This is a genomic window from Gammaproteobacteria bacterium (assembly GCA_013696315.1).
Lineage (GTDB): Bacteria > Pseudomonadota > Gammaproteobacteria > JACCYU01 > JACCYU01 > JACCYU01.
The window spans coordinates 23,650-35,997 of record JACCYU010000154.1 but is presented as its reverse complement, the minus strand read 5'-3'; the positions used below and the strand labels follow the sequence as shown (position 1 = coordinate 35,997).

The following is a 12,348-nucleotide window of genomic DNA, read 5'->3' as shown; positions in this document are numbered from 1 at the left end:
AGCCCTATCCGCTTGCGGGTCACACCCGCCTCGCGCTCCTGCGTCAACGCCCTGCGGCCGACGAAATCGCGCTCCGGCTGCCAGCTTATGGTCCAGGCGAGCCCGCATTGCAGCGGCGTAATGTCTTCATTCATCTCGGCGCCGTAAAGGTTCAGACCGGCTTCCAGCCGTAAGGAATCGCGCGCGCCCAGCCCCGCGGGTGCTGCGCCGGCATCGACCAGACGCTGCCATAGCGCCGGCGCGGCGGCGGCCGGTAGCAGGACTTCGAAACCGTCCTCGCCGGTGTATCCGGTGCGGGCAATCCAGGTTTCGCCGATTTCGGCGACGTGAAAGTAACCGAGCCGTTCCGCAATGGGGCTTGTGTCTCGATCCAGTTGCGCCACCAGTCGCGCGCGCGCGGCCGGCCCCTGCACCGCGAGCATCGCCAGGTCGTCAGCCACTTTCGGTTTTACACTGTGGTCGCGCGCCAGTTCGGTCGTCCATGCGAGCACCCGGTCACGGGTCGCGGCGTTGGCGACCACGCGATAGCGATCCTGCCCCGTGTAATACACAATTACGTCATCGATCACGCCGCCGCGCGGATTCAGCATGCAACTGTAAAGTGCGCGACCCGGCATGCTCATTGCGTCAATTTCGGCGGCCAGCAGATGACGCAAGTAAGCGCGCGCGCCTGCGCCCGTGATGTCGATGATGGTCATGTGCGATACATCGAACACGCCAGCGTCGCGCCGCACCCGGCGGTGCTCCTCGATCTGCGAGCCATAATGCAAAGGCAGCTCCCAGCCGCCGAAGTTCACCATGCGTGCGCCGTGCTCAAGGTGCTTTTCGTGCAAAGCGGTCTGCTTCAGCGGCTTGTTGATCGTCATGTCGCCCGCGGGTTATGAGCCGCGCGTTGCGCACGCGGCGGAATGTGCGTATACCATGCCCATAAAGGATCGTCATGGCCATGAAGTGTCAAAGGGTAGCCCGAGCCGCACGCCCGCCGCAACCGGCTCGCCCCACGCCTCGCCGACTTTTTCCGCACAGCGACATAGTCCGCGTTAAAACGCTGCAACGTCATGTCGCGTCATTCTCCTGGAGTTCAACATGCTGGCTCGTTATCTGTTCTCGTTAATTATCGGCATTGGCGCCGTGGGCTCCGGAGACGCGGAGACCACATTGAGCGTGCATAACGCGTGGATTCGCGAAGCGCCGCCAACGGCGACGGCGCTGGCCGGCTATCTGACTATCGAAAATCACGGCGTGACCCCGCGCAAACTGATCGGCGCCGAAAGCGCCGAGTTCGGCAGCATTGAGCTGCATAAATCAATCGTGAAAAACGGCGTCGCGAGCATGGTGCCGAAGAAATCCGTGTCCATCCCGCCAGCCGGCGGCAAGGTGGAACTCAGACCGAACGGTTGCCATCTGATGATGCTGGCGCCAACCAAACCGCTGCGCGCAGGCACACAGGTCACCCTCACGCTCAAGTTTAATGGCGATGAAAACGTGACGACGACGATGCCGGTCAGAAACGCCGGCGGCACCGCCATGCATCACCATCATCATCAGTGACACAATCGGAAAATGCGCGGCGTTGTCGCCACAATTCGCGCGCGACGACGCCCCGACATCCTCGAAGCCTAAGCGTCGCGCATCATACTGCTTTTTTTATGTCCTGTTTGCGCATTTGACCTGATCCCGCTACCCAGCCCATGATGACGCAGTAATTCCACGCGCTGCGCCGTCATCATGAGTGAATTTTACGCCGCAATGGTCACGGCGTCGCAATTGATCCTTAGTCTGGATTCTGATCTCGCCGAGATCGTGCTGCTCTCCTTGCGGGTAAGCCTGGTCGCGGTCGGGCTGGCGGCGCTGATCGGCATGCCGCTGGGCGCCGCGATTGCGCTGTATCGCTTTCCCGGTCGTGGTGTGCTCGCAGCTTTGCTCAGCGCCTGCATGGGTCTGCCACCCGTCGTCGTAGGGCTTGTGGTCTATCTCCTGTTGTCCCGCTCCGGCCCGCTGGGGCCCGTGGGTCTGCTGTTCACACCCACCGCGATGATCATCGCGCAGTGCGTGCTGGTCACGCCCATCATCGCGGCACTGACACGGCAGACCATCACCGATCTCAATGAGGAATACGACGAGCAGTTCCGGGCTATGGGCGCGGGGGGTTTTCGCAAAATGCGGGCGCTGCTCTGGGATGGGCGCTTCAGTCTGGTGACCGCCGTGCTCGCCGGCTTCGGCCGCGCCAGCGCCGAAGTCGGCGCGGTGCTTATCGTCGGCGGCAACATCGACCACGTCACGCGCGTGATGACCACCGCCATCGCCCTGGAAACGAGCAAGGGCAATCTGGGGCTGGCGCTGGCGCTGGGGCTGATCCTGATCGCGATCTCGATAAGCGTCAACGCCGCCGCCATGAGTGTCAGAGATGTCGCCTATCGCCGCTATCGCTAAAGCCGATCCCCTTGCCGAACGCGGCGCGCCGGTTACCCGCAGCGATGTCGCATCCGGCGTACTGCCGCTGGTGGTAAGCGAACTGGTTTATTGCGCGGGCGGGCACCGCCTGCTGGACGAAATCTCGTTCACATTGCGGCCCGACGCCAACACGATGCTGCTGGGTCCCAACGGCGCGGGCAAAAGTCTGCTGCTGCGTCTGTGTCACGGGTTGCTCGAACCCGAGCGCGGTTCGGTGAGCTGGGGTAGTGAAGGCGCAAAACGCGCGCACCGCTGGGTATCCATGGTGTTTCAGAAACCGGTGCTGCTGCGCCGCTCGGCCGCCGCCAATATCGACTACGCGCTGGCCGTCAAGGGCGTGCCGCGGGCCGCGCGCAAAGCGCGGGTCAACACGGCGCTGGCCGACGCCGGCCTTGAGCATCTCACCAGACGTCCAGCGCGCGTGCTCTCGGGCGGCGAACAGCAGCGCCTGGCCATCGCGCGCGCCTGGGTATCGCGGCCGCAGGTATTGCTGCTGGATGAACCAACTTCCAACCTCGACCCGGCCGCAACACGGGCGATCGAAACGCTGATCCAGAGTATCCGCCGGGCCGGCGCGCGCATCATCATGAGCACGCACGATCTGGCGCAGGCAAGACGTCTGGGCGACGAAGTCCTGTTCATGCACAAGGGGCGGGTGTTGGAGCATACGCCGGCCGGTGATTTTTTCGAACGGCCACGAAGCGCGCCGGCCCGGGCGTTCCTGCGAGGCGATTTGCTTAGCTAAACAACGCCGTGGGCGCCGCCGACCGGCTCGTTAATTCGCGTTATAAATCACCTGCCCCAGCGCCGACACATCGTAGCCGCCCAGCTCTTGTGCGCGCTCGATAAAACGCGGCGAACGCGCGAACCGCAACAGCTGCTGGAAAGGCGGCTCGAAGTAATCGCGGCGCGCGATGGCGAGATCGTAACGCTCGCGGTGCAGGGGCAAAAACTCAAGCCGGAACTGGTGCGCGACGGCCGCGATGGCGATGCCGGCATCGGCCTTGCCCTCCAGCACCGCCACGGCCACATCGGTTTCGCTGCGCGCGGTCGTCTCGATCAGCGCAAGATCGTCGCGCGACATGCCGGCCCGCTCCAGCAGGTGCTTGAGCAGCACGTAACTGCCCGCGGTATGCTGCCGATCCACCACGCGCAGCTTGTGATCACGCAAGTCGGTCAGCCCGGTTACCCCATGCGGGTTGCCCTGGGCCAGCACCAGACCCTGCTCGCGCCGGGCCCATTCCAGCAATACGACCTGCAGGCCCGCGAGTAGCTGCCGCGCGAGCTCGATGTTGTAGTGACCCGACTCGCCGTCGAGAACGTGCATACCGCAAACCATCGCCTGGCGCGCGCCGAGGCGGCGCACGCCGTCGAGACTGCCATCGAACTGCGTGGCGCAATCGCATTCCGCTTCGCGCAACGCCCATTCGAGCAGCGGATCGTGACTGCCGGCGACCACCCGCGGCGTGATCCGCGCTCCCTCGATATCAGCCTGATATTCCGTGTGACGGATGACCCATAAATCGATCAAGGTCCGCGGAAAAAGCCATTTGCCGGTCAGACGCGTGCAGGGAATGCTACGGGTGCGGACCAGATCGTAAATTTTGCGTTCCTTGAGCCGCAGATAATCCGCGACCTCGCGGGTATTCATCAGCTCGCGCACGCCAAAGTCGCTGGTCGCGATCAAGAATTATCGCGAGCCATACGCGGGTGCTCGCCGGACAACCCAATTGCATGGCGCATGATACGGCGTTTGAGCGGGATGGCGGCGTCGGTCACATTCAAACCCGCCCCGCGCAGCCAGCGCCATCCTGACGCCGGTTGCGCGAACAGAAATTTGAATCCCTCCATCGCGCGCATGGTCAACTCGTTATCGCCGCGGCGCGCGCGCTCGTAGCGACGCAACACGCGCAAGCCGCCGATGTCGCGCCGGCTATTGCAAAGCGCCTCCGCCAGTGTGGCCGCGTCCATAAAGCCGAGGTTGGCGCCCAGTCCCGCCAGCGGATGGATGCCGTGCGCCGCATCGCCGATCAATGCCACGCGCGGCAACACGTAGCGATCCGCTTGCCCGCCGCGCAACGGGAACACCGTGCGCGCGCCACAGGACTCGATACGGCCCAGCCTGTAATCGAACTCGGCGGCGAGCGCGTGCTTGAATGCCTCGTCGGGCATTGCCGCCAGGGCTTTGGCGCGCTTGTCCGGAGTGGACCAGACGATCGAACAACGGCCATCGGCAAGCGGCAAAAAAGCGAGCACGCTTTTCGCGACGAAGCGCTGCCACGCCGTGTGCTGGTGCGGCAACTCCGTGCCCACGGTCGCAACCAGCGCGCTGTGGTCATAGTCACGCGCGTTGAAAACGATGCCGGCCAAGGTTCTCACCAGCGAGTGGGCGCCGTCCGCACCGACCAGCAATCGCGCGGAAACCTGCGCGCCGCTGGCGAGATCGACTGCGACACGATCTTCCATGACGTCGAACCGCGCCAGCGCATCCGGGCAACGCCAGGTGATATTTTCGAACTCGCGCAGTCGTTCAACCAGCGCCTGCTGAATGACCCGATTTTCGACGATGTGGCCCAACAGCGGCGCGTTGACGTCACAGCAATCAAAATGGATCGAGCCACTGCTCGCAGCGTCCCAGACATGCATCTGGCGGTACGGGCACGCCCGTTCACTCGCGATCAAGTCCCACACACCCAGCGCGTTCAGAATCGTCACGGAGGCGGGACTGATCGCCGACACCCGCCCATGGTAATCAGCAATGCCGTAGTCCGCATCGCGATCAAAACTTTCTGCCTGGCGCGCTTCGACGATCGAAATCCGCAGACCTTGCTGCGCCAGCGCACACGCGGCGGTAGCGCCGACCATGCCGCCGCCGATAACGACCACATCCCGTGGCGAGACCGTTTGCGCGCTCACTGTAACTCCCCCGTGGTTAAATCCACCAGGCTCAGGCCGCTGGTCAGGCGTGGAGGTTTGCCGCTCAAACCCATGGCGCGCCGGGCCAGCATGTGGCGCAGCGGTGGGATCGCGTCCAGCGCCAGCAGCGCGGCCCCGCGTGCGCAGACCAGCGGCGGAAACGGATTGACGAAGGCGCGCGCCAACGTGTCCGTGAAGCGGACTGCAGCGCGCAGATCCGCCTTGCGCCGGGCCGCATAGCGGCCGAGCAGCGACTGCTCGGCGGGATCGCGCGGGGCGTGTGTGCGCAGCAGATCCGCGAGCTCGGCGACGTCCCGCAGGGCCAGATTGAAACCCTGCCCCGCGACCGGATGCAGGGTATGCGCGGCGTTGCCGATCAGCACGGCGCGCGGCGCGACCAGGTCGCGCGCGACGTTAATTGTCAGCGGATACGCCTGTCTTGTACCGACCTTGGTGAAGCGTCCCAGTCGATAGCCGAAGCTCTCCTGCAATTTTGCGAGAAATTGAGCATCGCTCAAGCGCAAGATCGCCGCGGCATCTGTCGCGGGATGCGTCCAAACCAGCGCGCAGCGCTGCTCGCTCATGGGCAATAACGCCAGCGGCCCGGCATCGGTAAAGCGCTCGTAAGCGGCGCACTGATGGTCCCGCGACGGTGTGACGTTGGCGATGATTGCGGTCTGGCCATAATCCGCGGTGGCGGCGGCAATGCCAAGCTGCCGTCGCATACCGGAACTCGCGCCATCCGCTGCGATCAGCAGGCGCCCGCGCAGGGTCCAGCCTTGAGCCTCGCCCTTTTCCGCGTCTCCGTCCACCCTTGCATCGACCAGCGAGCCATCGACGATGAAGTTCCGAACACGCGCCGGCGCGACGATGTCTACGTTATCTTGCGCACTTAACCGCGCGTAAACCGCCTGAGCAAGATCGTGGCTGGGCACGACGTAACCGAGCGCCGCCACGCCTTCCTCGCGCTGATGCAGTCGCGCCGCGCCGAAGCGGCCACGCTCCGATACGTGTACGGTTTTTATGGGCGTAGCCGCCGGCGCGATTGCCTGCCACAATCCCAGACCCTCCAGTATCCGCCGTGAGCCGAACGCGAGCGCCAGGCTTCGATCGTCGTATCCAGGTGGATGTTTGTCACCCGCCGCTTGGGCCTCGATCAGCGCAATTCGATACGCCGACGCCGACAAGGCGCAGGCCATCGCGGCGCCGGCCAGACCACCGCCGACAATCAGAACGTCGTAATCACGCGTCATGGTCGGTGCCGCGCGAAACGTGTGGGCATAGCGCCGCGAAAACGGAGCCTGCCTGTAGCAATGACACCTTGCGCCATCGTCGACTACTCGGGGACGCCGCAGGCCATGCGCGCCCCGCCCCCGCCTAACTCCACGGGCTTGTCCGAATAATTATCGCCATGCAGGTGCACCATCAATGCGCGATCGTTCAGGTCATTCAGCTTCAGTCGCGGCGCGAGCACGGGATGGGTCGCCTCACCGTCGTCATCGACATACAACGGCGGCAGATCGCCCAAATGACCGTTGCCGTAAGGGCCTGCGTGCCTGTCGGTGTCAGTCGGATCGTAATGACTGCCCGCAGCATAGGCCGCGGTAATTTCGCCCTCGTCTTTGGCCGGCGCGCAGTTCGGATTCTCATGCACGTGAAAGCCGTGCAAGCCTTGTGGCAAATCGCTTAAACGCGGCGTCAACAGCAAGCCCCAGGGCGTTGTGGTCGCTGTCACAATGCCGATCGAGGCGCCCACGCCATCGGCGTCGACCGCGTGCATTTCTATGGTCATTTTATCCGCGTGCGCGGTCGCCATTAAACATGCGCCAAACGCAAAGATCATCAATCGGTTCATTTTGCGTCGTACTCCTTTAAGTCTTGTACTTCCAGATGATTGACGGCCGGGGACGCGCCGCTGTCCGGCCGTGTCCCGCCTGCATAAAATATCCGCGGCGATGCGTCAGTCCGCGGACGACGCCATGTACGCTTCGATCTCGTCCGCTTCCCGTATCAACGCTCCGGTCAACACGTGATTGCCGTCACGCGTGACCTGCACGTTGTCCTCGATGCGGATGCCGATGTTCCGGTAGCGCTTCGCAACGCCGGGACTCTTCGCCGCGATGTAAAGGCCAGGCTCGATGGTCAGGGTCATGCCCGGTTCCAGCAGCCGCCATCCGTCATCGACGCGGTAATCGCCCACGTCATGCACGTCCATGCCAAGCCAGTGCCCCGTGCGGTGCATGTAAAATCGCCGGTATTCGCCCTTCTTGATGAGACCGGCGGGCTTGCCCTTCAATAGCCCCAGGCTGATCATGCCCCTGGTTAAAACCTTGACCGCGGCATCGTGCGGATCGTTCCAGTGATTGCCGGGCTGCACTTTCTGAATGGCCGCGCGCTGCGCTTGCAGAACCAGATCATACAACTCGCGTTGCGCGGGACGGAAACGCCCGTTGACGGGAAACGTGCGCGTGATGTCGCTGGCGTAGCCTTCGCATTCGGCGCCCGCGTCGATCAGCACCAGGTCGCCATCGCGCAGCAATCCGGCATTTTCGGTGTAGTGCAGGATGCAGCCGTTGGCGCCGCCGCCGACGATGGCCGGATAAGCGGGCACCATGCCGGCGCGGCGGAATTCATACAGCAACTCGGCCTCCAGCTCGAACTCGGCCATGTCGGGCCGGCATGCGCGCATGGCGCGCTCGTGCGCGCGCATCGACGCTTCAGCGGCGCTTTGCATCGCGCGCGTTTCAGGCTTCGACTTGTAAAGCCGCATCTCGTGCAGCAGGTATTCCAGCGATACAAATTCGCGCGGCGGACGGTTGCCGGCGCCGGCGCGCCCGCGCAATCGATTGACCCAGCCCATAAGCCTTTGATCGAACGATGGATCGCGTCCAAGAGTGTAGTAGACGCGCGCATGCCCTTCCAGCAGGCCGGGCAGCTGGTCGTCGAGCTCATCGATTGGATATGCCTCGTCAGCGCCGTAGTCCTTAACCACGCCCTTGGGACCGGCGCGGCGACCGTGCCACGTTTCTTTTGCCTTATTGCGTTCGCGGCAGAACAGAATGAAGCGACTTCCGCTTGTCCCAGAGGTCAGCACTGCCAGCGACTCGGGTTCGGCGAACCCGGTGAGATACAGAAAATCGCTGTCCTGGCGGTACGGATGATCCACGTCGCGATTTCGTGGGCGAACCCGGCCCGACGGAATGATCGCAATGCTCCGATTGCCCATCTTGCGCATCAGCGCGCGGCGACGCCTGGCGAACTCTGTCGCGGTCACTATCGGATTGCCTGCTTATGCCGGACGATTTTTCGTGCAGACGCCATCGCGAAACGCGGCCGCCCCTGAAGTGAGTAACTAGCGCATACTAGCATCGCGAGGCGACAAACTGCACCGCGGCGCCTGTCATCGGCGCGCCCGGCAAAATGGTTGACCACCCCGTGGCGGAGTCCTACTATTGAACGCATGGCTGACGACGACGTTACGCACGACGCCCAGTCGCAATTGCGACGGCTGGAGGATCGCGTGAATCGCTTGATCGCGTATAGTCAGCGGCTCAAGGAGGAGAATGTGGCATTGCGGGTGCAGCAGCAGACGCTCGCGGCGCAACGCGCCAGCCTGATCGACAAACACGAGATGGCGCGCTCAAGGGTGGAAGCGATGATCAACCGGCTGAAGTCCATGGAGCGGGGCGCGTGATGGCGACCAGTATTCCGGTCACTGTCTACATTCTCGACAAGGAATATCGGGTAGCGTGTCCCGAAGACGAACACAGTGCGCTGCTCGCTTCGGCAACCCTGCTCAACGCGCGCATGAAACAGATCCGGGAAAGCGGCAAGGTGGTCGGCGCGGATCGTGTGGCGGTGATCGCGGCATTGAATCTGACGCACGAGTTTCTCAACGAAAAGGCTTCGCGAGAAACCTTCAGTCGCGAAGTAGCGGCGCAGGTCCGGTCGATCGAGGATCGAATCGACCGTGTGCTGGCGACAGACGAGCAAACAACGTCCGAGGCATTATAGATAACTGCTGGTCCATTGACGGAGCTAGAGCTAACGGATCAGCAATAACAGGTTTGGACACCTCTGCGGTGTTCGTGAGCGGCCGGGTGTATATCCTTGAGCCTAATTGTATACCCCGGGAGCTGAGAAGCAGGTGCTGTTGTGCAGACCCGCGCAAGCGGGGAGCCTGATGCCCCTGTGCAGCGCCCACCTGAACCTTCGGTTCAAGGTCGAAGGCCTGCCACGGCATTCGCGGAGCGTGTCCGCTTTAATTCCCGCACGCAGGTTATTCCACGTAGCAGCTATCAGTCGGGGTGCGTCTCCGCAAACTCATGCGCTTGCCCTGGCTCTCGGTCGTGGGAGCTTATGAATGCGTACCCATGTAATGCGCCTGAGCCGCAAGCCCGTCCAATCTGAATTCCCGCGATGACGCGGTACTGGGTTATGAAAACGGAACCGGCTGAATTCGGCATCGACGATCTGCGGCGGGTCGAGGTCGAGTCCTGGGACGGCGTGCGCAATTATCGGGTGCGGAACATGATGCGCGACGAAATGCAGAAAGGCGATCTCGCGTTTCTCTATCACTCGGCCTGCAGGGAAATCGGCATTGCCGGCATCATGACGATTGCGCGTGAGGCATACGCGGACCCTACTGCATTCGATCCGGCCAGCGATCACTTCGACCCCAAAAGCGATCCCGACAATCCGCGCTGGCTGATGGTGGACGTGCGCTACAAGCGGCGGCTGAAACGCGTGATTGGTCTTGCCGAACTCAAGCGTCATCCGCAATTGAAAGACATGCCGCTGCTGCGCAAAGGCAATCGCCTGTCGGTTACACCCGTGACCCGCGAACAGTGGGATTTTATTCTGAGCCTGGAGTAATCGTCAGCGTATTGCGTGCGTACGACGCGAAGCGCAACTGGAAAAAAACATTACGGCGCGACTAGTAATTTAATTAAACTCGATTATACTGAAGCGCGAGCCCGTTACTGTTTGACTTGGGAGAGAATTATGGCTACGGCTAAAAGCGGCACCAAGAAGAAAGTCGTCAAGAAGGCGGCTGCGGCAAAGAAGGCGGTTACCAAAAAGAAGGGTGTCGCGAAGTCGGCGCCAAAAGCAAAGAGCGTAAAGACAAAAACGGCGGCCAAGAAAAAGGCCGCACCAAAACGTGCGGCGGTAAAGAAGAAAACGCCCACATCCAAAAAGAAAGTTACTAAAAAGGCGGCGCCGAAAGGCACAAGGGCAAAGCCGAAGGCCACGGCCAAGAAAACCGGCCCTGCAAAGAAGAAAATCTAAAAGAAGAAAAACTGACCTCTCGCGTCAGTCGTGTGTTGTTGAAAAGGCTCCTATCAAGAGCCTTTTTTTTATGGGTTCTTGCTTGCCATTAATCATTCGCTCAAGCATGCGCGCGCCAGCTGCTGAATATTATTGTTCCACGTTCAAAGGCATAATCAGGTCGCGGCGCTGGTCAGCCGAGAAAAAGCTTGTACACCGGATTGTCGGTTTCATCCCAGTACCGATAGCCGAGCGCTCGCAGTGACGCACCCAGACGTTTCCTGTCGCCAACAGGAACCTGCATGCCGACCAGCACCCGGCCATAGGCCGCGCCGTGATTGCGATAGTGAAAAAGACTGATATTCCAGCCGTGATTCATCGCATCCAGAAATTGCAGCAATGCGCCGGGGCGTTCGGGAAACTCAAAACGATACAACAGTTCATTTTCGACATCGGGTGAACGTCCGCCCACCATATGCCGCACGTGCAGCTTCGCCGTCTCGTTATCGGTCATGTCCAGCACCGGATAATCCTTATTCCGCAGCGCCGCGATGATCTTCTCTTTTTCGGCATCGCCATCGGCGATCCGCACGCCGACAAAAATATGTGCATCGCGCTGTGACGCATAACGATAGTTGAATTCGGTAACACCGCGCCTGCCAAGCGCCCGGCAGAACGCACGGAAACTGCCGGGCCGCTCCGGGATGGTCACCGCGAGCACCGCCTCACGGCGCTCACCCAACTCGGCCCGCTCGGCGACGTGCCGCAGCCGGTCGAAGTTGATATTCGCCCCGCTGTTGATCGCGACCAGATGCTGTCCGGATAGCTTTTCGCGCGTCAGGTATTTCTTGACACCAGCCACCGCCAGTGCGCCGGCGGGCTCCGCCATGGTGCGCGTATCGTCGAAAATATCCTTGATGGCCGCGCAGATCTCGTCCGTGGTAACCAGCAAAATTTCATCGACGGATTCTCTCGCCAGACGAAAAGTCTCCCTGCCAACGCAGCGCACCGCGACACCGTCCGCGAAGATGCCGACCCGCTCCAGAGTCACCGGCCGGCCGGCGGAGAGCGCCTCGTACATGGTCGGCGCATCCTGTGGCTCCACACCGATAATCTTCGTATCCGGCCTGAGGTATTTGAGATACGTCGCCACACCGGCCAGCAGTCCGCCGCCGCCCACCGGCACGAATACGGCCGCGATCTTGTCCGGATGTTGCCGCGCGATCTCCATGCCGATAGTGCCCTGGCCGGCAATGACATCGGGGTCGTCGTACGGATGGATGAACGTCATGCCGCGCTCGCCAACGAGTTCCTGCGCGTGCGCGAAAGCATCGTCGTAGGCGTCGCCATGCAGCACCGTGCGTGCGCCCAGCGCGCGTACCGCGTCTATCTTGATGCGCGGCGTGGTGACCGGCATGACTATGATCGCCTTGATGCCCAGCCGCTGCGCGGCCAGCGCCACGCCCTGCGCGAGATTGCCCGCCGATGCCGCGCTCACGCCTTTAGACTTTTCGGCAGCCGACAAATGGAATATCTTGTTATACGCGCCACGCAGTTTGAACGAGAAGATCGGCTGCTGATCCTCGCGCTTCAAAAAAACGAGATTATCGACTCGCTTCGACAGCGACGGCGCCAGATCGAGTGAAGACTCGGCCGCTACATCGTAAACGCGCGCGCCGAGAATTTTCTCGATGTATCTGTTATCCACTA

The 12,348-nt window shown here is 62.0% G+C and carries 14 protein-coding genes and 1 other RNA gene; 8 read left to right on the top strand and 7 right to left on the bottom strand.

Going from position 1 to position 12,348, the window contains the following annotated elements:
* Window positions 1-866: glycine cleavage system aminomethyltransferase GcvT (gcvT, locus tag H0V34_09285; GenBank protein MBA2491876.1), on the bottom strand; the 866-nt coding region annotated here is incomplete at its 3' end.
* 220 nt (window positions 867-1,086) lie between these two features.
* Here gcvT and H0V34_09280 point away from each other — a divergent pair.
* The 3 genes from H0V34_09280 to H0V34_09270 all read left to right on the top strand — a co-directional run bounded on the left by H0V34_09280 (window position 1,087) and on the right by H0V34_09270 (window position 3,199).
* Window positions 1,087-1,551 carry a copper chaperone PCu(A)C gene (locus tag H0V34_09280; protein MBA2491875.1) on the top strand — a complete coding sequence of 155 codons (465 nt, stop codon included), beginning with the start codon at window positions 1,087-1,089 and terminating at the stop codon, window positions 1,549-1,551.
* A 177-nt stretch (window positions 1,552-1,728) separates the two neighbouring features.
* Window positions 1,729-2,433, top strand: coding sequence for an ABC transporter permease (locus H0V34_09275; GenBank protein ID MBA2491874.1), 705 nt, complete (start codon window positions 1,729-1,731; stop codon window positions 2,431-2,433).
* Window positions 2,408-3,199, top strand: a complete 792-nt coding sequence (locus tag H0V34_09270; protein ID MBA2491873.1) for an ATP-binding cassette domain-containing protein — start codon at window positions 2,408-2,410, stop codon at window positions 3,197-3,199. The genes H0V34_09275 and H0V34_09270 overlap by 26 nt, the downstream gene beginning before the upstream one ends.
* A 30-nt stretch (window positions 3,200-3,229) precedes the next feature.
* Here H0V34_09270 and H0V34_09265 read toward each other — a convergent pair whose 3' ends face one another.
* The 5 genes from H0V34_09265 to H0V34_09245 form a co-directional block, all read right to left on the bottom strand.
* A complete protein-coding gene (locus tag H0V34_09265) occupies window positions 3,230-4,105 on the bottom strand; it encodes a helix-turn-helix transcriptional regulator (protein ID MBA2491872.1) in 876 nt (291 codons plus the stop codon).
* Window positions 4,106-4,137: 32 nt separating this feature from the next.
* A complete protein-coding gene (locus H0V34_09260) occupies window positions 4,138-5,319 on the bottom strand; it encodes a UbiH/UbiF/VisC/COQ6 family ubiquinone biosynthesis hydroxylase (protein MBA2491871.1) in 1,182 nt (393 codons plus the stop codon).
* A 47-nt stretch (window positions 5,320-5,366) separates the two neighbouring features.
* Window positions 5,367-6,623, bottom strand: coding sequence for a 2-octaprenyl-6-methoxyphenyl hydroxylase (gene ubiH / locus H0V34_09255; protein ID MBA2491870.1), 1,257 nt, complete (start codon window positions 6,621-6,623; stop codon window positions 5,367-5,369).
* 83 nt (window positions 6,624-6,706) lie between these two features.
* The gene (locus H0V34_09250; GenBank protein MBA2491869.1) at window positions 6,707-7,213 is read right to left on the bottom strand and encodes a superoxide dismutase family protein; all 507 of its coding nucleotides are present in this window, start codon (window positions 7,211-7,213) and stop codon (window positions 6,707-6,709) included.
* A 117-nt stretch (window positions 7,214-7,330) separates the two neighbouring features.
* The gene (locus tag H0V34_09245) at window positions 7,331-8,644 is read right to left on the bottom strand and encodes an aminopeptidase P N-terminal domain-containing protein (protein ID MBA2491868.1); all 1,314 of its coding nucleotides are present in this window, start codon (window positions 8,642-8,644) and stop codon (window positions 7,331-7,333) included.
* A gap of 186 nt (window positions 8,645-8,830) precedes the next feature.
* Between H0V34_09245 and H0V34_09240 the strand changes: the two genes are divergently transcribed.
* From H0V34_09240 to H0V34_09220, 5 genes are all read left to right on the top strand, one after another.
* A complete protein-coding gene (locus tag H0V34_09240; GenBank protein ID MBA2491867.1) occupies window positions 8,831-9,064 on the top strand; it encodes a TIGR02449 family protein in 234 nt (77 codons plus the stop codon).
* On the top strand, window positions 9,064-9,384 hold the full coding sequence (locus H0V34_09235; GenBank protein ID MBA2491866.1) for a cell division protein ZapA: 321 nt from the start codon (window positions 9,064-9,066) through the stop codon (window positions 9,382-9,384). The genes H0V34_09240 and H0V34_09235 overlap by 1 nt, the downstream gene beginning before the upstream one ends.
* Window positions 9,385-9,441: 57 nt before the next feature.
* Window positions 9,442-9,626, top strand: a non-coding RNA gene (gene ssrS, locus H0V34_09230) — 6S RNA.
* Between the two features lie 163 nt (window positions 9,627-9,789).
* Complete coding sequence (locus tag H0V34_09225) at window positions 9,790-10,245, top strand: EVE domain-containing protein (protein MBA2491865.1); 456 nt, start codon at window positions 9,790-9,792, stop codon at window positions 10,243-10,245.
* 129 nt (window positions 10,246-10,374) lie between these two features.
* Window positions 10,375-10,659, top strand: a complete 285-nt coding sequence (locus tag H0V34_09220) for a hypothetical protein (GenBank protein ID MBA2491864.1) — start codon at window positions 10,375-10,377, stop codon at window positions 10,657-10,659.
* 172 nt (window positions 10,660-10,831) lie between these two features.
* Here H0V34_09220 and ilvA read toward each other — a convergent pair whose 3' ends face one another.
* The gene (ilvA, locus tag H0V34_09215) at window positions 10,832-12,346 is read right to left on the bottom strand and encodes a threonine ammonia-lyase, biosynthetic (GenBank protein MBA2491863.1); all 1,515 of its coding nucleotides are present in this window, start codon (window positions 12,344-12,346) and stop codon (window positions 10,832-10,834) included.
* Between the last annotated feature and the right edge of the window lie 2 nt (window positions 12,347-12,348).